This window comes from Pseudomonas sp. 06C 126 (genome assembly GCF_001855215.1).
Classification (GTDB): Bacteria; Pseudomonadota; Gammaproteobacteria; order Pseudomonadales; family Pseudomonadaceae; genus Aquipseudomonas; species Aquipseudomonas proteolytica.
Map to the genome: position 1 here is coordinate 1 of NZ_MIFU01000100.1, position 24,132 is coordinate 24,132.

At 62.3% G+C, this 24,132-nt stretch carries 15 protein-coding genes and 1 tRNA gene; 1 reads left to right on the forward strand and 15 read right to left on the reverse strand.

Features of this window, described 5'->3' with window-relative positions; all coding sequences use genetic code 11:
• Nucleotides 1-211: 211 nt before the first annotated feature.
• The 3 genes from BHC62_RS19660 to gabD all read right to left on the reverse strand — a co-directional run bounded on the left by BHC62_RS19660 (nucleotide 212) and on the right by gabD (nucleotide 4,465).
• A complete protein-coding gene (locus BHC62_RS19660) occupies nucleotides 212-1,423 on the reverse strand; it encodes an HDOD domain-containing protein (protein WP_070995862.1) in 1,212 nt (403 codons plus the stop codon).
• 138 nt (nucleotides 1,424-1,561) lie between these two features.
• Nucleotides 1,562-2,842 carry a 4-aminobutyrate--2-oxoglutarate transaminase gene (gene gabT / locus BHC62_RS19665; RefSeq protein ID WP_029298879.1) on the reverse strand — a complete coding sequence of 427 codons (1,281 nt, stop codon included), beginning with the start codon at nucleotides 2,840-2,842 and terminating at the stop codon, nucleotides 1,562-1,564.
• Nucleotides 2,843-3,022: 180 nt separating this feature from the next.
• Nucleotides 3,023-4,465, reverse strand: a complete 1,443-nt coding sequence (gabD, locus tag BHC62_RS19670; RefSeq protein WP_029298877.1) for an NADP-dependent succinate-semialdehyde dehydrogenase — start codon at nucleotides 4,463-4,465, stop codon at nucleotides 3,023-3,025.
• Between the two features lie 369 nt (nucleotides 4,466-4,834).
• Between gabD and BHC62_RS19675 the strand changes: the two genes are divergently transcribed.
• Nucleotides 4,835-4,911 (forward strand) — tRNA-Arg (locus BHC62_RS19675).
• Nucleotides 4,912-4,965: 54 nt separating this feature from the next.
• Here the strand turns inward: BHC62_RS19675 and BHC62_RS19680 are convergent.
• The 12 genes from BHC62_RS19680 to BHC62_RS19735 all read right to left on the reverse strand — a co-directional run bounded on the left by BHC62_RS19680 (nucleotide 4,966) and on the right by BHC62_RS19735 (nucleotide 24,127).
• A complete protein-coding gene (locus BHC62_RS19680; protein WP_029298852.1) occupies nucleotides 4,966-5,568 on the reverse strand; it encodes a hypothetical protein in 603 nt (200 codons plus the stop codon).
• Nucleotides 5,565-6,137 carry an RNA polymerase sigma factor gene (locus BHC62_RS19685; protein WP_070995863.1) on the reverse strand — a complete coding sequence of 191 codons (573 nt, stop codon included), beginning with the start codon at nucleotides 6,135-6,137 and terminating at the stop codon, nucleotides 5,565-5,567. The genes BHC62_RS19680 and BHC62_RS19685 overlap by 4 nt, the downstream gene beginning before the upstream one ends.
• A 155-nt stretch (nucleotides 6,138-6,292) precedes the next feature.
• Complete coding sequence (locus BHC62_RS19690) at nucleotides 6,293-7,924, reverse strand: VWA domain-containing protein (protein ID WP_070995864.1); 1,632 nt, start codon at nucleotides 7,922-7,924, stop codon at nucleotides 6,293-6,295.
• A gap of 263 nt (nucleotides 7,925-8,187) precedes the next feature.
• Entirely contained in the window at nucleotides 8,188-8,838 is a 651-nt protein-coding gene (locus tag BHC62_RS19695) for a DUF799 domain-containing protein (protein ID WP_029298845.1), read from the reverse strand.
• A complete protein-coding gene (locus tag BHC62_RS19700) occupies nucleotides 8,835-9,194 on the reverse strand; it encodes a DUF4810 domain-containing protein (RefSeq protein ID WP_029298843.1) in 360 nt (119 codons plus the stop codon). The genes BHC62_RS19695 and BHC62_RS19700 overlap by 4 nt, the downstream gene beginning before the upstream one ends.
• 28 nt (nucleotides 9,195-9,222) lie before the next feature.
• Nucleotides 9,223-9,903, reverse strand: a complete 681-nt coding sequence (locus BHC62_RS19705; protein WP_070995865.1) for a CsgG/HfaB family protein — start codon at nucleotides 9,901-9,903, stop codon at nucleotides 9,223-9,225.
• A 39-nt stretch (nucleotides 9,904-9,942) separates the two neighbouring features.
• Entirely contained in the window at nucleotides 9,943-10,524 is a 582-nt protein-coding gene (locus BHC62_RS19710) for a hypothetical protein (protein ID WP_070995866.1), read from the reverse strand.
• Nucleotides 10,525-10,709: 185 nt separating this feature from the next.
• On the reverse strand, nucleotides 10,710-13,280 hold the full coding sequence (locus BHC62_RS19715; protein ID WP_070995867.1) for an autotransporter outer membrane beta-barrel domain-containing protein: 2,571 nt from the start codon (nucleotides 13,278-13,280) through the stop codon (nucleotides 10,710-10,712).
• A 61-nt stretch (nucleotides 13,281-13,341) separates the two neighbouring features.
• Nucleotides 13,342-13,908 carry a hypothetical protein gene (locus tag BHC62_RS19720; protein ID WP_029298836.1) on the reverse strand — a complete coding sequence of 189 codons (567 nt, stop codon included), beginning with the start codon at nucleotides 13,906-13,908 and terminating at the stop codon, nucleotides 13,342-13,344.
• A 48-nt stretch (nucleotides 13,909-13,956) separates the two neighbouring features.
• Entirely contained in the window at nucleotides 13,957-14,238 is a 282-nt protein-coding gene (locus tag BHC62_RS19725; RefSeq protein WP_143007560.1) for a hypothetical protein, read from the reverse strand.
• Nucleotides 14,235-15,101 carry a PoNi-like cognate immunity protein gene (locus tag BHC62_RS19730; protein WP_070995869.1) on the reverse strand — a complete coding sequence of 289 codons (867 nt, stop codon included), beginning with the start codon at nucleotides 15,099-15,101 and terminating at the stop codon, nucleotides 14,235-14,237. The genes BHC62_RS19725 and BHC62_RS19730 overlap by 4 nt, the downstream gene beginning before the upstream one ends.
• 11 nt (nucleotides 15,102-15,112) lie before the next feature.
• Nucleotides 15,113-24,127, reverse strand: a complete 9,015-nt coding sequence (locus tag BHC62_RS19735; RefSeq protein ID WP_070995870.1) for a hemagglutinin repeat-containing protein — start codon at nucleotides 24,125-24,127, stop codon at nucleotides 15,113-15,115.
• Nucleotides 24,128-24,132: the final 5 nt, after the last annotated feature.

Sequence of the window (24,132 nt, forward strand, 5' to 3'; positions counted from 1 at the left end):
CAGCCGTGCAGTGCCTGGCCCGCCGTCATCGCGGGCAAGCCCGCTCCCACAATGGGGGGCGGTGAGGCGGGAGGCTTGGAGGCACCACAAAACAAATGTGGGAGCTGGCTTGCCTGCGATGGCGGTGTGTCTGCCAGCCGTGCAGTGCCTGGCCCGCCGCCATCGCGGGCAAGCCCGCTCCTACAGGGGCGGTGGCTGCCTGGCACCGCGGCTACACAGGCTTGCGGATGCGCATCAGCTCAGAAACTCCGACCTTGAGCAACCGCGCCGTCTTGCCCTTGGCCAACGCCTCGACACCTTCATGCTCGGTCAGCCCTGCCAGTTGCGCCGCCATGTTCATCACCAGCGCCTCTCGGGAATACACCCCGCCTTCCAGGGAATAGCTCGCCGCGATCAGTTGGCGCAGTTCCAGGGGCAAGCGCCAGCGCGTACGCAGCGCCGAGCCGTAGCCGGCACCGAAGGTGGACAACGACTCGCCAATCAACTCATCGTCCAGTTCACCGCCGCCCTGGCGCCACTCCTGCAAGCTGCGCAGCAGCGCAAGGTCGCCCAGGCGGTGGAGGATACCGGCGCTGTAGCAGCGTTCGTGGTCAAGGTCGAGCATGCGCGCCAAGGAGCGGGCGTATTGCGCAGTCTGCTGGGACAGTTGCCAATGGCGTTCGGCGTACTCCATCAGGCTGGCATCGCCAAGGATCACGTTGCGCTTGAGGGCTAGGCCAAGCATCAGGTTCATGCTCTGCCCGGCTGCCAGCTTGTGCAGGGCCATGGACAGCGTCTGCACCGGCGTGCCGTGATGGCCGGCGCTGTTGGCGGCGGCGATCAACACGGCGGTGATCTGTGGATCGGTTTTTACCTGCTCTTCCAGTTGCTTGAGATCCAGGCCTTCCGGCGCCAGGCTGCGTTGCACGGCGGCCTTGACGTCAACCCGCAGCGGCGCGCCGTCCGACAGCTCGCGGCGCCGCTCCAGGAACACCGGCAAGGTCATGCCCGCGGCCAGGGCCGGGGCCTCGCAATAAACCGTTTCGCCTTCATTGAGCAGCAGGTCCTGCAGGCGTTGCGTAAGGCCTTCCATGTTCAAGGGTTTGGTCAGGTAAGCAGTCGGCGCCAACGGCAACGCTTCGCGCACGCTGGCGCCGTCATTGCGTGCGCTCAACAGAATAAACGGCAAGGCCGGCACGCGCCGACCCTGACGCACACTGCGCAACAGGCTCAGGCCATCAACGCCCGGCAGTTCCCAATCGGCAATGATCAAATCGTAGGGTTTGTCTCGCAACAACTCGGCGGCTTGCTGCCCGTCGGCGCACACATCCAGCCGCGCGTCGCAGCGCACATTCAACAACACCTGCTTGAGCAGATCCCGCGACCAGGGGTCGGTCTCGGCAATCAGCACACGGGGTACAGCAGGTAAATCAACAGCAGTCATGCAGCACGCTCCATCGGCAATCCTTGCACCTTAGACAAAGGAAGCGCCCGCGTACAATGAACAAGGCCTGAATCGGCGCATAGCCCACAAAAAAACCCGCCGAAGCGGGTTTTTCCTGTCGATCGGGTCAGCCTGCGCTTACAGCTCGGAGAAGCACTCTTCGATGATCGCCAAGCCTTTGTCCAACTGCTCGTCCGGCGAGGTCAGCGGGACCAGTACGCGCAATACGTTGCCGTAGGTGCCGCACGACAGCAGGATCAGGCCCTTGTCACGCGCCTTGGCCACGACGGAGGCTACCGCCGCAGCGTTCGGCTTGTGGCTGTCGCCATTCTCGAACAGCTCGACCGCGATCATCGCACCCAGGGCACGCACTTCACCGATCACCGGGTACTTGGCCTGGATAGCCTTGAGGCCGGTCACCAGGCGCTCGCCAACAGCCTTGCAGCGGTCCAGCAGGTGCTCTTCTTCGAACACCTCCATCACCGCCAGGGCCGCGGCGCAAGCGATCGGGCTACCGGCATAGGTGCCGCCCAGGCCGCCTGGGGCGATGGCGTCCATGTATTCGGCCTTGCCGCACACACCGGCCAGCGGGAAGCCGCCAGCGATGGACTTGGCGAACGTGGTCAGGTCGGCGGCAACGCCCATCTGTTCCATGGCGAAGAAGGTCCCGGTACGACCGGCACCGGTTTGCACTTCGTCGGCGATCAGCAGGATGCCGTGCTTGTCGCACAGTTCGCGCAGGCGCTTCATGAAGGCTTTAGGCGCGACGTAGAAACCGCCTTCGCCCTGCACCGGCTCGATGATGATGGCCGCGATATCACGCGGCTCGGCATCGTTTTTGAAGATGCGTTCGATGCTGGCGATGGAGTCGTCGATGCTCACGCCGTGCAGCTCGTTCGGGTACAGCGCACGGAAGATGCCGCCCGGCATCAGGCCCATGCCAGCGGAGTACGGCACGACCTTGCCGGTCAGGCCCAGGGTCATCATGGTGCGGCCGTGGTACGCGCCAGTGAAGGCGATCACGCCGGCACGGCCAGTCGCGGCACGGGCGATTTTCACAGCGTTTTCAACGGCTTCGGAACCGGTGGTGACCAGCAGGGTTTTCTTGGCGAAATCACCCGGGACCTTGGCGTTGACTTTTTCGCACAGCTCCACGTAAGGCTCATAGGCCAGGACCTGGAAGCAGGTGTGGGTCAGCTTGTTCAGCTGTTCGGTCACGGCCGCGATGATTTTCGGGTGCAGGTGACCGGTGTTCAGTACAGCGATACCGCCAGCGAAGTCGATGAACTCGCGACCTTCTACGTCGGTCACCGTGGCGTTCTTCGCGGATTCGGCGAAGATCGGGTGAATCTGGCCAACACCGCGCGGTACAGCGGCTTCGCGGCGTTTCATCAAGGAAGCGTTAGTCTTGTTGCTCATAAATTCCTCATTCGCCACTCATCGGGTGGCGCGGTCCAAGGATTACGTGGCGGGGAGGCAACTACGCCAGCATGCGATGATCGACTGCCACAGCTTTCCCGGCCACTTCGAATAACGGTGTGAAGCACGCAAAGGGACAGCGCTCTCGTGCCCTTTGCGTTTACAGCGATACCTTGCCGGTTAGATGCCCAGGCAGAGGTATTTGATTTCCAGGTAATCCTCGATCCCGTACTTGGAACCTTCACGGCCCAGGCCCGAAGCCTTGATCCCGCCGAACGGTGCCACTTCGTTGGAGATCAGCCCGGTGTTGACGCCGACCATACCGTATTCCAGGGCCTCGGCCACACGGAACACACGGCCCAGGTCGCGGGCATAGAAGTAGGACGCCAGGCCGAACTCGGTGTCGTTGGACATGGCGATCACTTCGGCTTCGTCTTTGAAGCGGAACAGCGGCGCCAGCGGGCCGAAGGTTTCTTCCTTGGCCACAGCGGCGTTTTTCGGCACGTTGGTGAGGATGGTCGGCTCGAAGAAGTTGCCTTCCATGACCTTACCGCCAGCCAGCAACGTCGCGCCTTTGCTCAAGGCATCGGCGATGTGTTCCTGGACCTTGGCCACGGCTTTTTCGTCGATCAGGGGACCGGTGGTGGTGCCGTCTTCCAGACCGTTGCCGATCTTCAACTTGGCCACGGCCGCTTTCAGTTTTTCAGCGAACGCGTCATACACCGAGTCCTGGATATACAGGCGGTTGGCGCATACACAGGTCTGACCGTTGTTACGGTACTTGGAGATGATCGCGCCTTCGACGGCCTTATCCAGGTCAGCGTCGTCGAACACGATGAACGGCGCGTTGCCGCCCAGCTCCAGGGAAACTTTCTTGATGTCCTTGGCGCATTCGGCCATCAACTGGCGACCGATTTCAGTCGAGCCGGTGAAGGACAATTTACGCACGATAGGGTTGCTGGTCAGCTCGCTGCCGATATCGCCGGCGCTGCCGGAAACCACGCTGAACACGCCGTTGGGGATTCCGGCCCGCTGGGCCAATTCGGCCAGGGCGAACGCCGAGAACGGGGTTTGCGACGCAGGCTTGAGGACCATGGTGCAACCGGCGGCCAGGGCCGGGCCGGCTTTACGGGTGATCATCGCGGCCGGGAAGTTCCACGGCGTGATGGCGGCGGTGACACCGATCGGCTGCTTGATCACGATCAGGCGCTTGTCCGGCTGATGGCCAGGGATCACGTCACCGTAGACACGCTTGGCCTCTTCGGCGAACCACTCGATGAACGAAGCGGCGTAGACGATTTCGCCCTTGGCTTCAGCCAGCGGCTTGCCCTGCTCCAGGGTCATCAGGCGGGCCAGGTCATCCTGGTTCTCGATGATCAGCTCGAACCAGCGACGCAGCTTGTTCGCCCGGTCCTTGGCGGTCAGTGCGCGCCAGGCCGGCAAGGCCTTGTCAGCGGCTTCGATGGCACGACGGGTTTCGGCGGCGCCCATCTTCGGCACGGTGCCCAGGATCTCGCCAGTCGCGGGGTTGTTGACCTTGATCGTTTGACCGTTGTCCGCATCGACCCAAGCGCCATCAATAAAGGCTTGCTGGCGGAACAACTGGGTGTCTTTAAGCTGCATGTCGGCTTTCCTTAACAGCACCGCGCGCGCGCGGGGCAAATTAGAGTTGTTGAAAGGCGCCTCGAAGGCTGCCGTCAGGGAAATCAGTCACTGGGCGCAAGCTGAAACATCGCGCACGGGAGACAGAGCGTTTGAAATCTCAAACGAATCCTAGGATCAATGGGGGGGCAGGGCAATAGTCTGTTCGAAAAAAAGAACGAAAACGGCGCATTAGCCGGATTATTCTGACAAGCGTACGACAGCCCGATTCAACGCCAACGACGCACACCGCCCGGTACAGAGCCTCCCTACTCCAGAATCCCACCGGCAGACGGCCAAAAACCAGCATGGACGCCCAAGGTCGACATGGGTATGATGGCGCCCGCACAAGCATCCGTAGCTCAGCTGGATAGAGTACTGCCCTCCGAAGGCAGGGGTCGTGGGTTCGAATCCCGCCGGGTGCACCATACAAACGAAAAGCCCCAGGTCTTGCGACCTGGGGCTTTTTTGTGGGCGCTGGTTCAGCGTTTTTGCAACGCTTCCAGCCGAGCCGGTAGGTCTTCGTCGGGAAAGCGCGTGTGCAAGTCCAGCAGCTTTTCATCCGCCGCCCTGCTCTCACCCGCCTGGCGCAGGCGCACGATTTCCTCAAGCCCTTGCTCCAGGGACTGCGGTTTGGCGGCCATCTGCTTGCTCATTTTGGCCATGGGCTCGTCAGCCATGGCACTTGCCATCTCAGCCTGGACGGGCGCGCTGTCTGCCTGTGGCGCTAGCGCCAGGCGAGCCATCGGCGCGGGGGCGGCTGGGGCGGACAGTGCCTGTGGCGGCGGCGCGGCGGCGTACTGGGCGGTCTCGGGCAGGTTGAGGTCGGGCACTGGCGAGCGCAGTACTACGCCAATCAACAGTGCGACCCCGGCTACGGTGGCAAAGGCCATCTGCCAGCGTGGTCGTTGGCAGGCTTGCAGCCAGCGTTGCCACAGGCTTGGCGCGGGCGTGGGGGCTTCGCGGCGGGCGGCGGCGAGGATGAAGGCGTCGAGGGACGCGGGTGGCTCGCTGGCGCTGTGTTGGCGAAAGTGCTGGATCAGCCCTTCGTCAGTCGGATCCTGGGGGTGTCGGGAGTCAGTCATACGGGTACCTCCTCGGCCAGCAGCCGACGCAGTTTCTGCTGGGCGTAACGCAAGCGGCTTTTTACCGTTTCCAGTGGGCTGCCGGTGAGGGCGGCGATTTGCGGCAGTTCCAGCTCGCCATGCAGGCGCAGCATGAACACTTCGCGCTGGTCTTCGGGCAGGTCTTGCAACGCTGCTTCCAGGCGGCCCTGGTCGCGGCTCAGGCTCAGTTGTTGCTCGGGGCCGGCGCTGTCGTCGGGCTTGGCGTGCAGCTGTTCATCGTAGCTGTCGTGCAGCGGGTTGTGGATGCCGTGCTTGCGCCAATGATCGATCAGGCGGTTGCGGGCAATCTGGAACAACCAGGTACGAAAACTCGCCCGGCCTTGTGGCTCGGTAGTGCTGCGAATCAGGCTGAGCCAGGTGTCCTGATAGATTTCCTCGGCCAGTTCGGCCTTGTTGCAAAGGCCCACGAGGAACCGGTAAAGGCCCTGGCGATGCCGGGCGTACAGGGTCTCGAACGCAGCAGCATCGCCGGAGCGGTAGCGGGCCAGCAGCGATTCGTCGCTGGGTGGATCGTCTGGTACGGCCATATCAGGTGGCGAACTCCTTTCGATGGATCAATGCAGATTAGCTGTGGGAGCCGGGCTTGCCCGCGATAGCGGTGGGTCAGGCGCTATTTTCGGCGCTGACCCACCGCTATCGCAGGCAAGCCAGCTCCCACAGAGGATCTCTGTTGTGGGCAAGATCAGTGTTTGAGACTTTGGGCCAGTTCCACCAGTTGTACGAATTCATTGCGCAGCCCGTAGGGATCATCGCCACGGGCCGAGCGGGCCAGGGCGGCGGTGTCTTTCAGGCTCATGGTGCCAGTGTAGCGGCCATCGCCCTTGAGCTGTTGGGCGAAGGCGGCCACGGCTGCCGCGAAGCGCAGGTCGTCGCTGGCAGCCTGCTGGGTGCTATTGATCGGGTGTTCGATCAAGCGACTGCTGCCACCCGCCGCCGGCTTGTAGCAGACCCGCAACATGGCCAGTTCTGCAGCGTTACCCTCGGCAGCCGGCGCCGGGGCATAGCGCAGCGGTTCCAGCCAGCCTTTGGCGCCCTTCGGTACGATTTCATACAGCGCCGTCACGGTATGCCCGGCACCGATCTCGCCGGCGTCCACCTTGTCGTTGCTGAAATCCTCACGCTTCAAGGCGCGGTTTTCATAGCCCAGCAGGCGATATTCGCTGACTTGGGCCGGGTTGAATTCCACCTGCAGTTTCACATCCCGCGCCACCACGGCCAGGGTCGAGCTGAGTTGTTCCACCAGCACCTTGCGCGCTTCGCGCAGGTTGTCGATATAGGCGTAGTTGCCATCGCCCGCGTCGGCCAGTTGTTCCATCAGGTGTTCGTTGTAGTTGCCCACGCCAAACCCCAGGGTGGTCAGGGACACCCCGGTTTTGCGCTGGTCCACGGCCATTTGCTTGAGGCTGTCGAAGTCGCTGATGCCGACGTTGAAGTCACCGTCAGTGGCCAGCAGGATGCGGTTGATGCCCTTATCGATAAACCCTTCGCGGGCCATCTGATAGGCCAGTTCGATACCCGATGCACCTGCCGTCGAACCACCGGCGGTCAATTGGTCGATGGCGTTGCGGATTTTTGCCTTGTCACCCCCGGACGTAGGCTTGAGCACTACCCGCGATTCGCCGGCATACACCACCAGAGACACGCGGTCCTGAGCACGCAGTTGGTCCACCAGCAGCTTGAGGGTGCTTTTAACCAGCGGCAGGCCTTCACGACGGTCCATGGAACCGGACACATCCACCAGGAACACCAGGTTGGCCGGCGCCAACTCGGCCACGGCACGCTCGGAGGCCTTGATGCCGATACGCAGCAGGCGCGTGTTGGGATTCCAGGGGGCGGGCGCGACTTCCGTGGTCACGCCGAACGGCGAGCCGTCGCTCGGCAGTGCGTAGTCGTAGGGGAAGTAGTTGACCATTTCCTCAAGTCGTACAGCGCCTTCAGGCGGCAGTTGACCTTGGTTGAGGAAGCGTCTGACATTGGCGTAGCTGCCCGTGTCGACATCGACGCTGAAGGTAGAAACCGGGGTTTGGGCAACGCTGTGCACCGGGTTGTCCGGCAAGTGCTGATACTGCTCACGCGGCTCGGCGCGGTATTCCATGGCCACCGCGTCATGCATGGCCATCGGTGCCGGCATTGCCATTCTTTTGAGCATGGCGCCCTGAGCCTGAACGGGCTCGCTTTGCAGTTCGGGGACAGCAACCGCTTCGGGTGCCTTGGCTTCGTCACGGGATGACAGCCCACACCCGGCAAGTGCCACCAGCAAGGTCACGGCAAAGCCCTGGGCAGCGGGGCGCAGGAAGAGAAGAGGACGGGACATGGGTTGAACCTCGTGAGTGAATGATGCGTTCACAAGGTCAGACGTTAGAAATGGGCGGTTCGGGTTAACTCCCGCTCAGCACAGTGGCGAGGGGGCTTGTCCCCCGCTGGGCTGCGCAGCAGCCCCTCTAAGACCCATCGAGCTTTATCAGATACACCGAGGGGCCAGGGTTGGGGCTGCTGCGCAGCCCAGCGGGGGACAAGCCCCCTCGCCACAGCAGCCCCCTGGCCACAAAAAACCTCCTCACTACAAGGAGGCTCTTATCAGTCCGAGCCGTACTTGGGCGAGCGCGGGCCGTACAGCAGGCCGGTGCGTTGCCCGGCCGACAGCAGGCGTGCGCTGGTGATGCCGGCAATCGGGTGCGCTGCGTCAGTGGAGCTGTTGATCACTTGCTTGACCGCCGCCGTGATCAGCATGCCCACCAGGCCGCCACCGTTGTTGTTGCCTTCCTCGCTGGATGCCCGCGCCGAACCGGTCCACAAGGTGGTGCCAGTACGCAGGTCGACCAGTTTGGCCGAGGCCGTCACCGAGGTGTCGCTGGTGACCAGCATGTACTTGGTGCCGTACTCGCTGACGGTGATGTACAGCGCCGCATCTGCGCCGAAGATCTCATGCAGCTTGCCCGGTGCCACGGCCTGGATATCGTTGGCGGTGGTCAGGCCGTTCTGGCGGAAGGTTTCATCCACCAGGGCAATCGGCATCACGTAGTAACCAGCTTCGGCCAACGGGTAAGTCACCTGCGATACCAGGCTGTAGGACGCCTGCACTTCAGGGGATTCGTTGATCGGTGGCAACACCAGGATCGACTTCGGCCGCGCCTGCTTGTACGCCGAGTAATCGACGGTCTTGGGCGCCGCGCAACCGCCCAGCAAAGCCAGGGCCAGCAAGGCGCCGGTGATTTTCAGCAGGCTCATTTGACGTCTCCGGCCTTGGCGTTCTTCAGCAAAAAGTCCATGTAGGCGGCCGACTCAGGGAACAGCGCCTTCTCGGTGCGAAACTGCTGCACCATCTGGTCATCCTTGCCCATGCTCAGGTACAGCATGCCCAAGTGGGCGTGGTAGCCCGGCGGGGCCTGGCGGCCACTGGCGTTGATCTTTTGCAGGTCGCGTTCCAGCGCTTCGACCTGGGCTTCCTTGGGCTCGCCCTTGAAGTACTCGTAAACCTGTGGCTGGTAGCTTTCCCATTGATACAGGGGTTTGGGTGCCGTCTGGCACCCTGCAACCAGCGCGGTTGCTGTCAGCATCAGCGCCAACTTCACTGCCTTGCTCATCCGTGTACTGCTCCTTGAAAACAACTAATCAGTTACGCGGGTTCCAGGCGCCGGCGTTGATGCCGTCGACCAGGCGATTGATCGCTTCGCGCATAGCCAGGTCCAGGACCTTGCCATTGAGGGTGGAGTCGTAGCTGGCGGTGCCGCCAAAGCCCACGACTTCGCGGTTCGACAGCGCGTATTCACCGGCGCCCTGGGTGGAATACACCACTTCGGAAGTGCTGATGTTGACGATATTCAGGTTGATCTTGGCGTAGGCCACCTGGGTCTTGCCACGGCCGAGGATGCCGAACAGTTGGCGGTCGCCAGTCTCTTTGCGGCCGAACTCGGTCACATCGCCGGTCACCACGTAGTCAGCGCCCTTGAGGTTTTGCGCGGTGCCTTTGATTTTCGCTTCCTGGGAGATTTCGCCCATGTTGTCGCGGTCCAGCACGCTGAAGCGGTTGGTCTGCTGCAAGTGGGTGATCAGGATGGTCTTGGCCTGGCCACCGAGGCGGTCCACGCCATCGGAGAAGATCCCGCGCATGTAGCTGGAGCGGTTATCGAACTTGCCCACGGCAATCGGCACACGTACGCCGGAATAGGCGACGTTGGCGCTGGCGACTTTTTCGATCGGCAGTGCGCGGGAGCTTTCGGTGGCGCAACCGGCCAGGGACAGCACTGCTGTAACGGTAAGGCCGGACAGGCGGATTTTTAAGAGTGATTTCACGTGGTGCTCCTAAGTGGTAAATCGAGACCGCAGGTGACGCTAGCGCGATGGAATACCGCGCAGATCGTCAACGATAAAACGGCTAAGCGCTCCGGTGTAGAAGGTCTCTACATTAGAGTTGCCGCTGTTGGTCAGCACCCCGGCCATGGTTTTCATGTTCTGCCAGTCGCCCTTGTAACCCGCAGGCATCAGCCCTTGGCGAGCCTGGGAAAAATGCAGAACCTCGGCATCGGCTTTCTTGACCTTGACCTGATAGCTGAAATCGACACTGGCAAGGATGGTGTTGTCATCGACGATGGCCGTCATAAAACCGCCCTTCGTATCTTGAATACGCCGCGTATAGATGACGCTCACCTCCAACAAGTAGTCGGCCTTTTCCTTGCTGGCGGCGTAGCGCTTGGCCTTGAGCAAGCGGTCGACCAGATCGACACCCAGTTGCTGGCGAACCTTGTCATCTGGCAGGAAGCGTTCGTTCTTGCCCACCACCTCAACGTCAAATGTATCGAGCCAATACGTGGCGCTCTTGGCAATAGTCACGGGCGCTGGAGAGATGTAGTACGCAGGCTTGGACGCACAGCCGGCCAGGAAGGACAGCGCCAGCAGTAAGGCAAAAACACGCATCTTCGAATTCATCCCTGATTAAGTGCAGCGGCATTTTACGGGGTTGAGAGCGGTTCTCAAGTTGTTTCGTCCATTCCTGTAGGAGCGAGCTTGCTCGCGAAGCACGTAAACGATAACGCGCATTTGCTGAATGAACGCGTCGTCTGGACGTTTTTCGCGAGCAAGCTCGCTCCTACAAGGACTGTTTAGAACGCGTAGCGCGCCTTGAGCATGACGCCATCGGCATCAAACCCGCTGCGGGCCTGGCGGGTGTAGCTGGCACCGACGCTGAACGCCGAGACCTGGTAGTTCACGCCCACGCTGGCTTCATAGCTGTCACGCGCGACCGATGCGCCGGTTACGCTGAACGTCGAGCCACCGTTCACAAAGCTGGACGTCTGCGCCACGCGATCACCCATCAGGTCGTGATAGGCCATCAAGGTCGCTTCCGGTTGCAGGGTACCGGCGCCCAGCGGCAGGTTGCCCGCCACACGCAGGCCAGCGCCCAGTTCACCGACTTCGTAACGCTGGGAACCGGTGTTCAGGGCCGCCGAAGAACCCTTCTCATGCAGGCTGTCCATGTGCACGCTGGAGTAGCGTGCTGCCACACGTGGTTCGATCAGCACGCTGTCCGACGCCTTGAAGCTGTAGCCGCCGATCACGCTGGCCGACAACGCCTGGCTGTCGTAGCTGCCCTTGGCGGTGGTGCCGACGATGTGGCGCTTGCTGTCGTTGTCGTTGACGCCATAGCTCAGGCTGCCATCGACAAACCAGTTTTGCAGCGACCAGTTACCGTACAGCGACAAGGCGTTGCCCTGCACTTCGGTCTTGTTGCCCTGGTCCGAATGGATGTTGGAGTTGAGGTAGCTGTACGCCACACCCACGCGGGTGTTGTCGTTCAAGCGCCCGTCCACACCCACTGCCACGCCGCTGCTGTTGGCCGAGTAGCCGTTGTCGCCACCGCGACCGTCCTGGTCCATGTTGCTGCTCAGGGCTTGCACCCAAACACCGCCGCGTTCGCTGCCATCGCGTTGGCCGGCCAGGCGATTGAGGATCGCGCCGTTGATCACGGTCTGCCCGGACAGGGCCACGTCCAGCGCGCCACGGTTCACGTCCGGCTTGAGCTGTTCGCCAATCCGCGCCAATTGCTGGGCGGTGCCGGCGTTGGCCACGGCCTGGAACACCGCGTCGTCCTGGCTCAGTTGCCCCAGCACTTCGTTTTTCAACAGGTTAACGGCCGTCACCGCCGAGGTCGTAGCGCCAACGCCGCCGAGGTCGGTTTGTACCTGCTCGTCTGGTTTCAGACCCACTACGGCCTTGACCGTCTGCGTATCGGCCGAGTAGCTGAGTACATCGAGCAACGACGAGCTGCTGGCAACCGTCAGGCCGTTGTTCTGCACGCTGCCGGCTTGCAGCAGGGTGTATTCGGTGCCGCTGGGTGCTGCGGTGAAATCGCCGGGCTTGGCGCTCAAGGTCACGTTGGAGCCCTGGGCGAAATTCGCGGCGCCGCTGACCGTCAGGTAAGGCGTGGTCGGCACGACGCTGTTGGACAGGCGCATATCAATCCCGGCACCGTTGGCCACATTCAGGTCGCCAGTGATCGCGGTACCGGCGCCAGACAGGTTCAACGAACCCGCGTTGATCGATACCGGGCTGCCAATGCGCGCGCCGGTAAAATCGGCCTGGCCGTTGATGTTCACACCCGTGACACCGAGTACGTCACCCACGATTTTGCCGCCGCTCCAGTTCAGGCTCGCCAGGTTGCCGCCGTCGATGGCGGTGCCGGAGTTGCTGCGGATTTCGCCGGCTTGCTGGTTGATCTCCAGGGGCGTCAACTGGTACTGCGGGTTGATCTTGATCGCCGTCGCATCGGCGCTGATCAGGCCACGGTTGACCAGGCCGCGCTCACCGCTCGGCGAGGTGGTGTTAAAGGTCGCGCCTTGCACGTTGAAAGCCATGGCGTTGCTGCCGTGGGCTTCGATGGTGCCGGTGTTGAGCAGGTAGTCGTAGGTGCCCGCATCCAGTTGCACGGCGATCGACTGCCCGCCGTTGACGGAAACCAGGCCGCTGTTTTCGATACGCAGGGGGTTGGTATCGGTTTCGATCTCAATCCCCAGGGCCTCTTCACCGGTAACGCGAATGGTCCCGGAGTTGAGCAGCTTGCCACCGATGGTGACCGGCATGTTGTTGTGGGTATCGAGGATCAGGCCATAGCCGTAGTAGGACGTGACATCCACCACACCGCTGTTGACCACGTCGCCCGCCACGGTGGTGCCGTTGAGGTAGATACCCTCGGCGTCGGATTCATCGCCCGAACCTGGGACTTCAACCAGGGTGATATTGCCCGAGTTGATGATGCTGCCGCCCACGTTGCTGGCGCCCACTTCAAAGCCTTCAGCCCAGATCGTGTTGCTCAGGTGGATATTGCCGGCCTGAATGATATCGCCGGTGATGTTGCTGCCGGTGGTGGTGAGCATTTGATCCAGCGCCCCATCGACGATCAGGCCACGCACGGCTTTACCGCCGGCATCCAGGGTCAGGTTGGCGTCGTTGCGCAGCGTGCCCTGGATATCGGTCAGGGAAATATTCACGCCATCGGCACTGGGTTGGGTCGAGACGACATTGCGCGCGCCCACCAGGGTCACAGGCTCGTTGAACGTCTGGGAGGCCCACACGTTCTGACCGGTGCTGACGTCAAACTCCACCGCGCTGACTTGTGCGGCAACGGCGCTGACCATCATGGCCAACAGGGTTTTCTGGAACTGCTTGCACTTCATTTGAAACTCCATTTACTACGACAACACCGCCAATGTGCCCGGCGGTTGTAGGGGGCATGATTCAGGACGCGGGGACGGGAATACGCTGTGCGGGGTCGGTGATGTCATACACATGCTGCTCACAGCCGGCGCCGACGATCACGAACTCCACCAGGTACACCTTTTGCTTTTGCGGCTTGAACGCCGAGGTCATCGGGCCGCAGGCGTAGACAATTTTTTCGGCGTAGCGGTAGTAGTTCGAGTCGTACACCCGCGACTCGCCCAACACTTCAATCGTGTGCTGCGGGTCGGCCAGCACTTCCAGCTGCGGGAAGCGCTTGACCGCCGCGCTGTTGGCCACCTCGCTCATCTTGGCGATCCAGCCGAACACCTTGCCCCGGCCCGAATCCACCACTGTGCCGAGGATCTCCGGGCGCTGGTCGGCATCGCCGCCACGGCGCACGGAGAACTGCACGGGGTAGGTAAACCCGGTGGCGCGCATGATCACCTTGGCGTGCTCGGCATCGGCCACGACTGTGTTCTGCTGCAACTGCACGCCATCTTTCAAGAGGCTGGGCGACGAGTCGCGGGCATTGGAGTGGCAGCCTGCGAGGGCCAGGGCTGCGAGGATAAAAGCAAGGTTCTTCATAAAAGGTTTTTCCTTGGCGACAGCGGGGCTGGGGTGGCCCTGCTGGAATCAAAAACTCAAAAAAAACACCACCCCATATAAAAACAGGGAAAAGCCAGCCAACGCCGCACGCCACTGCGGGTCGGCGTCCTTGCTCATGCCGCCAGGCGCGATGGCCACCCTGGCGCCTCGCGCATAGTTGTAGACCGCCTGGCCAAACCACAGCTGCACCAACACCATGGTCAAAAAACGATTCCAACTACCATCAAATCGCAAGAAGCCGTTCAATAACGCTGCCAGCAATAAAGCCACGCCAATGCCATGCCGGTACTTGTACAAGTGATGGCTCATTCATCTGAGCGCCCAAACAACCGCGCCAGCCAGCCGGCTTTTTCTACGCGGGCAGAGGCTGGTGCCGGGATAACGTCTTCACTGGGGTGGAGCAAGTCGCCGGGGTAATGCTCATGCCCCAGGCAGGCGCTGTCATCGAGCCCGAACGCCTTGACCGCGGCAACCGCCTCAAAGCACCAGCGGCCGAAGTAGCTACCCATCTCAAGGGGGTGTTTTACCGGATCGCCATAGACATACCACCAGGGTTGCTGTTTACCGCGTCGGTTCAGCTCCAGGTACCAATGTTCCACGAACGCCCGCAACAGCGAGGCCTGCTGTTGCTGGGGCGCGTCGATGGCCTTGAGCAGCCTCGCATAAGGTTTGGCGTGCAATAGCTGTTCACCAATCACGCGCCCTGGCTGACGGGATGCGATGATTCGATCCAGCAGAACGTCCTGCCCGCCTTCGCCGATCAAGGCGACCAGCCGACGCCACTGGTCGTCGGGAATCTCCAGCGCCAGCGCCAGGCTCACCAACCAGAAACACCAGATGTAGTGGTTCAGGTCCGCCAACTCGAAGGTCCAGTCACGGCAAGTCTGCAGCGCATTTTCAGCACATATCGTGTCGGACTCTCGATTGGAAAGCTCCCATGCATCCATGATGGCGGGAAAGTACGTAGCCATCGATGCAACAGGACTGCCTCGCGAGTAGACGCGAATGGCTGCACGCAAATTATCTTTGGCAAAGTCGAACGCAAATTGCGCTCTGTATACCGGATTGGCCGACGGCTGCGACAACGTTTGGCTCACGCGCTCTATCCATTGCAGATCCTTTGCCTCACGACCATCCCAATACTGTTTATCTCCCAAAGGTGCGCGAATCATGGAGAACCTCATTAACGTCTTTCGGACGGTAAAATTTTAGACGTGTCTACCGCTTTGATTTTTCCGCGGGCATCAAGCACTTCAATTTCTGTCGCGCCATCTGGACGCGTTCTCACGACCCAAGTCTCCGTGCGGTTCGCGTCCACGGCGAGCCGTACATCCATACTCTGATTCTCTCCAACCGCACGTTCCAGACGATCGCCGCCAAGAATCCATGAGGTCGAGCCTTGCTTGCCATCTTGCGTATTGCCTAACCCCGAGGAGCCAGACTTCTTGTTATCCCCAACGAACTTGTACTCGATAACAACAAAGTCGACATCCGGGCGAGTGACCTTATAAAGATCATCGACCCCTGTTTCCCCGATACCCGGCACGCGGGCCAGCTTCTGTCCTTCGGGAACGATTTGCCGCACAGAGCGCTCGCCAAACAAGTCTCCCATCACACCTTTCTGCTCCCTGGTCAAAACCCCAAGGTCCATCAGCGGCTTGCCATCAGGCCCATAGATACCGCCACTCTTGAGCAGTGCCTGCTCGGCCGCTTCGTTGATGATACCGGTGAAGCGTTTGCCCACCGCCCCGGCCAGCTCGCCGGTCAGGCGGGTGGTCGTCGCGCCAGCACCACCGACACCCGCGCCGCCCAGGCCGAGGCCCACGCCGGTAGAGGTGGCGATCATCTCGTTCTGGCGCAGCACGTCGGCGCCATAGCCCTGCATGATATGCAGGGTGTCCAGATAGCCCTTGAGCCTCAGCTCTTCGGGCAAGCTCTGCACCGCCTCTACCGCCGCGATAAATTGCCGGCCGCCACAGCTTGGGCAATTGACGGTACTCATCGCCCAAAGCGCCGTCTTGGAACCGAAACTGGCCAGATCCTCTACGGCATTAGCAATACCCTCGGCACTGCCCTGACCTTTGGCATTGAGGATTTCGGCCATGTTTTTCGGGTCATGCAGGTACTTGTAAGGGTCGACCAGCTCAATGTACTTGACCAGGTTTTCAACCGACGGCCGGTCTTTCATCAGGCGCGACAGACCCAGCCGTTCATTGTTGTAATCGGCCAGGCTGACCTGGAACAGGTCCGCGCTTTTGGACTGCGAAAGCTCGCTGCGCAAGAAGCTGGCCGCCGTCGTGGTGTTGCCATCCTCGACACCCAACACGGTGTTCCAGCCGCGATCGACCATCGCCGCCGCCGTTCGCAGCAGCTCTATGCGTGCTTGCTCTTCGGTGATGCCCTGCGCTTGTGCATAGCGATCGACGCGCTCCTTGTCGGAGGCGAACTTGATCTCGTCCGGGTGCAACTGACGGTTGTACCGATCCACGCTGGCCGCAGTGCCACCGGCAACAATGGCGCCGCCGGTGCCATGCCCGGAACCGACCGCCGTCCCCACGCCGGAGGCAATCAGCGTAGCCACGGCCTTACGGTCGGCCTCTTTCATGCCACTGTCTTCCAGCGCTTGCAGAATCGAGGGCATCAGCGCCGCCGAGGCGCCCGCACCCAACGCGCCGCTCTGCACATTGCCGCTGGAAAGCCCCAACGCAGCGCCCGCCAATGCGTGCAACATAACGCGCGCTGCGCCGCCTTCGGCCCAGGCGGCCTTGGTTGCGCTGTCGATGTCTTTGCGGTTTTTCTGCTCGTCGGCAAAACTGCCGATTTTATTGAAGATATCGCTGGCCGATGTATTGGCCACGATCCCCACCGCCGTACCGCCGGTAGCGCCGCCCAGCCCGGCGGCAATCAGCCCGGACGCAATATCGGCCATCAGTTTTTTGTCGCCACCCACTTGCCAGCGCAGCGCCTCGGCATTCGCCGTCTCGTACGCCTGGGCCGCAGCACCCGCCGTTGGCGAGCCCGCGGTGGCCTGGTCTTTTGCCTCTTGCCCAAGCTTCTTGGCTTCATCTGCCTTGGCTTTGGCTACCGCACCGATCACCCCACTGGCCAATTGCGCCGAGCTTTGGATCAGGTCGATGCGCTCCTGCATGGCCTTTTCGTCTGGGCGGTCGAGCTTCTGGTTGGCATTGGCGGTGTCGCGGTTGAGCCCCACCAGGTCATTGGCGCCCTCGGGGTTGCGGACCACAATCGTGCCATCGCTGACCGCACTGCGGGTGTGGCTGCGCTCGTCTTCCTTGAGCGCCACAGGAATGCTGCCACCCGGTGAGGTGCCGCCGCTGCTGCTGAATGATGCAGAGAGGCCCGCCGACTGGCTCTGGATCTCACTGGTGTTCTTGATATCACTGACGATCAGGCGATCGGTGCTCAAGCGGTTCTTCACCGCCGCCGCTTCGCTGGCAATCACCCCGCCCTGCAAGGTGGTGGTCTTGCCGACATTGATGTCGTAGCCACCGGCCCCCGCAAACAGGCCGGTCTGGTCGGTCACGGCCTTGTAGTCGCTGTTCATCTTGGCCGCAGCGATGCTGGCCGAGCCGGTGACGGTGGAGCCGTAGCAGAACGGCGGGATGCAGATACTCGCGCCAAAGCCTGCGCTGCTCTGCTTGCTGCGCGAAGACTCGGTGTCCTGACGCGAGAGGATATTGAGGTCGCCACCAATGTCGGCCTGGATGCGATCGGCGCGCACCTGGGCACCGGCGAGGGTGGTGTCGCCGCCGCTTTTGAGCAGCAGCGAGCCGGTGTCCAGGGTGGTGTTGACCTGGGTTACCGAGTTGCCATTACCGTTGTTTTTCGCGCCCTGTGCACCCAGGTCGAGGGTGAAGCCGTTCTGCTCGCCGATGTTGAAGCTGGCGCCAATGGCAGTCTTGTTGGTCGAGCCATCGTTCTTGCGGTCGACGGTGTCCTGGGCGCTTTGCAGCAACACGTTGTTCTTGGCCAGCAACAAGGTGTTGGCGGCTTTCAGGCTGCTGCCGGTGATCTCGATATTGCCCTGGGTGCCAGGCGCTTCGCCGGTGGCGACAATCGACAGATCCTGCCCCGCATTGAGCGTGCTCTGGCGCGCCGTCAGGCTGTTGTACTCGCTGCTGGCCTTGCTGCGGGTGTTGGCCAGTTCGGTGCCGATCTTGATCAACGACCCGTTGCTGGGCGAACCGCCCTCTTTGTTCTTGAAGCCGGCGCTCTGGCCGTTGGCGTCCGAGGCCTGGCCACCCAGGTTGTAGGCGGCCAGCGCAGCCTGGGCGATTTTCACCGCCTTGAGGCGCGGGTCATCGGCGTTCTTCGCCGCTTCAGTGGCATCGTGGATGCTGCGCGCAGTATCAATCACCGCACCGCCAATCACCCGGCCCACGGCCAGGCTTTTGGAGCTGTCTTGCGTGGTTTGCCGCGCCGTTTCAGCACCGGCGGTGATGGTCACGTTGGAGCCACTGAGGTCCATGTTCTTGGTGCTGACCAGGTCACTGGCGACCACGTTCAACTCACGCCCGGCAATCAACGAAACATTGCCTTCGCTGGAGCCGATGGTGCTGCCGGTCAGGGTGGTTTCCTGGGCGGTGCCGTTGTGTTTGCTGCTGCTGATCGACAGGTGCTGATTGCCGGTGATGTCGTCCAGGCCCAGCTTGTTGCCGGTCAACACGCCGGTCAGGTCGCGATTTTTTTCCTTATGCATGTCGGTGCGCGAAAAGGTGTTCTGCGCCGCATCAATGGTCAGGTCACGCCCGGCCTGCACGGCCAGGTCGCCGGTGCTGACCAGCGCCGAACCGGTCACTTTCGCATCCTGCCCCGCCACCACGCTGACCGTCTCGCCAGAAACCATGCTGCCCACGGCCATGGTCCGTTTCTCGTCAACCTTGTCCTGGACCTTGCTCGACTTCAGCCCGCCCCAACTGCTTTTGCTTTCTTTGCGCTCATGCCGCGCACTTTCGGCATCGGTCACGGCGACGATTTGCACATCCTTGCCCGCCACCAGTTTTGCCGCGCCTTTGTCGGCGGCAACGCTGCTGCCCGCCAGCAGCAGGTTCTCACCGGCTACCAGGGTGCTGTTACCGCCGGAGCTGACGCTGCTGCCCACGTTGTTGACGGTGTCGGTTTCATCGAGGCGGAATTTTTTCCCGGACGAGCTTTTCTTGGTCTTGCTGTAGAAGCTGTAGTCCTGATCTTCGGCGGCCTTGAGGGCCAGGTTCTTGCCGGCCACCAGGTACGCTTCATTGCCAGCGCTGACGTTACTGGCGAGCAACAGCAAATCCTCGCCCGCATTCAAGGTCAGGTTGCCGCCGGCCTTGAGCACGGTGGACACCTGGCTGACATGGTCCTCGATGCTCTTGACCTTTTTCGAGTTGTACGCCGAATGCTGCTCGTTGGCCGCCGCTGCCAGGTTGACGTTGCGCACGCCACCGACGCTGATATCGCGCTTGGCTTCGATCTGGCTGCCCACTGCGCTCACATCACGCCCGGCGACCACATGGAAGTCGCGCCCGGCTTCAACCACCGAGCCTTGCTGGGTGATGATCTCGTGGCGCGAACGGCTGCCAATGGCGCCGCTGTCCAGGGTTTGTGCCGAGACGATATTCACGTCGCGCATCGCCTGGGCGGTGGTGTCGCCGCCACTCTTGAGGGCACCGCCGACGCTGTTGATATCGCGCCCGGCCTGAATCGCCAGGGTGCTGGCCGATTCGATGCGCGCCGCGTTGTCGATAAAATCGGTGCGCTCGATGCGGTAGTCGCTGGCGCTCTGGTGCGTGGTGACGCTGCGCTCATTGAGCAGGTCGGCGCCCACCACCAGGTTGACCTGCTGCCCGGCGATGATCCCGCCGGCACGGTTGTTGAGGTTATTGCCGGTCAGCAGGTCGAGACGGTTGCCGGCTTCCATCAGCCCTCTATTGCTCAGGTTGCCGCCCACATTGGCGCCCAGGTTGCTGGTGGCGCGCAGCGTGCCGACGTTGTTGAGGTTGGCGCCGGTCATCAGGCTCAGGTCGCTGCCGGAAATCAGTGCACCGTTGGGGGCCAGGCGATTGCTGGCCTGGGCCAGGTACAACACCGGCACCAGCACTTGCTGGCCGGCGACGCTGGCGTTTTCCAGCCACACGATGTCGTGGGTCAGGGCCGCCACTTGTTCGGCGGTGAGGCTCACGCCCACAGCCAGGTTCAGTTGCTGGCGCGCGCCGATGGCATTGTCCATCAGGTACTTGAACACACCGGCGTCGCTGGTCTGGCCGTCGATAAAACGCTGGCCGGTACGGGCGACTACGGCTTGCTGGATCAGGCGCTGTTCATAGAAGCCATCGCCCAGGCGCTTCTGGCTGGTATCGGGGTCGTAGCCCAACTTGGCCAGCATGTAATCGGAACTCAAGAACTCAGCCATGTTGGTCAGCTGCGGGTTGGTCTCGATCAGGTACTTGTGCGGGTTGGCGGCAAACTGGCTGTTGGGCAGACCCTGCACGCCGCTGCCGTCGCTGAAGTGGAACAGGCCATTCTGGCCGGTGGGCAAGCTGAAGCCCGGCAGGCCCAGAGGGTTGACTTGTTGTTGGGCGACGTCCGGTGGCAACTGCCCGTTGAGGTGCACCTGGGTGGAGAAGCCGGGGGCGTTGGTGTCGGTCTTCGCGCCGCTGCCAACGTAGGTGTAGCCGCCGCGCACCACGCTGTTATCGATACCGGCCTGGGCCTGGATATTCACCGCGCCGCCCGCCTGGATCACCGCTGCGTAGCGCTGGTCGGGAGCCGCCAGCTGGGTGGTTTTGGTATCGCCCCACTGGCGCTCCATGCCGCCGATAAAGCCGGCCATCGCCGCTTCCAGGCCGCCCAGATTATTGGGGTCGTAGGCTGCGCCACCCATCGAATAACGCTGGGTAAATTGCGCAGCGGCCCGGTTGTAGCCTTCCGGGTGACGGGTACGTTCAGAAGAGAACACACGCTCGGTGAGGGTGTCGTGGGTTTCGAGACCGATGTTGGTCAACTGGTTGACCCGCGCCGTCAGGCTGCCGGCCGCAGCGATGCTACTGCTGCTGTTGAGCACATCGCCGCCGACCAACAGCAGGTTGGCGCCAGAGGTAATGCTGGAGGCCGCACTGGCGTCGGTGACCCTCAGGCGATCACGCTGGGCGATCAAGAACGGACGGTTTTCCTTGCCGCCGTCGCAGTCGCCACCGTTGACGTTTTCAATGCACTGCACCGGGCTGATCGACGCGCTATAGATCCCCGACTCGCTGGTCAACACGGTACGGATATTCTGGATAGTGCCAGCGGCCAGGCTCAGGCTGCCGTCACTCTGGATGCTCGACGAGCTGTTGAGGATGCTGGTGGCCAAGGCCCCTTTGCCGTCGCGGTCGATGCTCAGGTTGCCCATGGCATAGATATCGGCACCGAGGTTTTTCAGGCGCTCGACCCGCAGGCTCATATCGCCGCCACTGAACAGCAAACCGTTCTGGTTGAGCAGGCTGGCGGTGGTCAGGGTCATGGCGCGACCGCTGCCCAGGGTGCCGAGGTTGTTCACCGCAGCGCTGGCCAGGGTGAAGTCGGTGGCGGCTGTCAGGCGGCCGGTGTTGTTGAGGGCGCCGCCCAGGCTCAGGTCGAGGCTGCCGTTGCTGGCGATCACGCCCTGGGTGGACCAGTTCTGGCCCGTGCCTTTGATACGGTTGGACGCGAGCAATTGCCCGGTGGTGGTTTGCTCAAGGGTGTCGACATTGACCGTGAGGTTGCCGGCCTGGATCAGGCTGCTGTTGGTCCAGTTGGTTTTATCTAGACTCAAATCGCCTTGGGTCACCAGACTGCCGCCGACGTTATCGAGGTTGATCCCGGCGATATCGAACACCCCGGTGCCCACATGCAGCACGCTGCCACCCTGGTTCTGGAAGGTGCCGGCGGCCAGGCTCAAGTCGGCATTGGCCGCTTCCAGCTTGCCGCCGCTGTTATCCAACACGCCGCCAATCGCCAGGCGGCTTTGGCCGCTGGTGCCCAGGGCGCGCAATTGCCCGCCCTGGTTGCTCAGGCTGGCGGCGGTGATATCCAGGGTGCTGGCGCTTTCGATCAGGCCACGGTTGTTGAGGGCGCCCAGCAGGCTGAGATCGACCTGCTGACCGGCTATCTGCCCAGCGTTATCGACGCTGCCGCCACTGAGGCGCACGCGCTGGCCGGCGAATACACCACCGTTACCGTTGTTGAAAACACCGGCGTTGATCAGCGCATCGCCTGCCTTGGCCGAGAGCTTGCCCCCGGCATTGTTCAAGCTGCCGACCGTCAGGTTGAGACCGGCGTTTTCGCTGTGGATCAGGCCATCGTTGTCGTTTTGCACCAGGCCGCTGGTGTTCAGGGTCAGCCCGGCGTTTGCCGCCAGGGTGCCGCTGTTGCGGTTGTCCAGGCTGGCCGCCAATACCGTCAGCAGGGTTTGGCTGGTGAGTTTGCCGCCCTGGTTGTCGAGGGCTGCAACACGCTCGATCGACAGCGGGCCGGCACTGGCCAGCTTGCCGTTGCGGTTGATCAGGTCGGCCAGCAGGTCGAGGGTCAGTGCGCCGTTGCCGGTCAGGCTGCCGGCGCTGTTGTCCAGGCTGTTGCCGCGCAAGGTGAAGGCGCCGGCGCTGTCGATGGCGCCGCCCTGACTGTTGTTGAGTGCGCCGCTGAGGGTCAGGGTTTGCGCGGCGGCGCTGGAAATCACGCCTTTGTTGCTGTTATCCAGGCTGTCGCCGGCCACGCTGAGGGTGTCGTGGCTGACCACCACGCCGCCCTGGTTATTGACCTGTGCAACGTTGGCCTGCAACGCGCCATCGCTGATGATTTCGCCTTGGCTGTTGTGCAGCGCAGCGGCGGTCAACTGGGTGCTGCCGCTGGTCAACAGGCGGCCTTTGTTGCGGTTATCCACAGTGCTGGCGGTGACGTCCAGGGCCTTTCTGGCGCTGATGACACCGCCCTGGTTATCCAGGGTCTGGCTGGCCTTGGCGGTGGCGGTACGGCTGGCAACCACACTACCGTTGTTGCGGATATCGCGGGCGTCGAGACTGACGTCGCCGGTGGTGGTGCGGGTGTTATCGGCATTTACGCCGGCTTCGATAACGCCGTTGTTGGTCAACTTGCCGCCGCTGCTCAGGCGCACCGTATCGCGGGCTGCGAGGCTTTTCTGGGTGTTCAGGTCGCCGCTGGTTTTCACCGTCAGGGCGGTGCCGGCGTAGGCCGGGCCCTTGGCGTCGAGGCTCGCCGCCTTGACGTCGATCGCGCCACTGGCCGCGGCTTGCGCCATGCTCAGGTGCCCGTTGGCATCGAGCTGGATATCGCCCGCGCTGGCCGCCAAAGTGCCGTCCAGTTTCACCCCGACACCGGCCTCGGTGCCCACCAGCTTGATCGCGCCGGCGTACATGCCGCCCAGCGCCGACGAATCGATCGCCAACGCAGGCTTGTCGCTGCCATCGTCGGCACGCGCGGTGGTTTTTAGCGTCTGGGCCTCAACATCATTGCGCCCGGCAATCACGGTCAGGTTGCGCGCATTGATCTGCGCGTTGATCTTGGCGGTGCGGGTGATGATTTCGAAGCGGTCGACGTTGCTCGCGTTCAAGCCCTGGCCGTCGATGGTCACTGCGCCGCCATCGACCTGATAACGGTCCAGGCGACCGTTATCGAGGATCGGTTTACCGGTGGTCAGGGTCACGTTGGGGGTGTTGATAAAGCCGCAGCCATTGCAGGTCACGCCATAGGGGTTGGCGACGATGACCTTGGCCGACTGCCCCGCCACTTCGGTGTAGCCGCGCAACTGGCTGGCGCTGCCGCCGTTGACTTCGTTGAGGATGACATTCGCCGAGCCGCCCTTGAGGTTGGGGTTGCCGACGATAATCCCGCCCAGTTGGGTGGACTGCAACGGGCCGCCGGCGTTGTTGAGGATCACGCCATTGGGGCCGACGTTGTAGTCTTTGAAGTGGTTGTGGGACAGGCCGCTGCCATTGGGCGTGGCGATGTTGACCACCGGCACGCCATTGCCCGCCGCGCCCACTGTGGTGCCGGGGCCGCTGACCACGATGCCGTCGGCCTGGGCCAGCAGCGGTTGCCAGAACAGCGCGTTGGCCAGGATCAGCACCAGGCCGCGCTTGGGCAGGCCGCAGAACGCGTCACGACGCTTCAAGGCAGCAGAAGGCAGGCGGGCGAGGAAGGCAAACTGGCGGACGTCCATGTCAA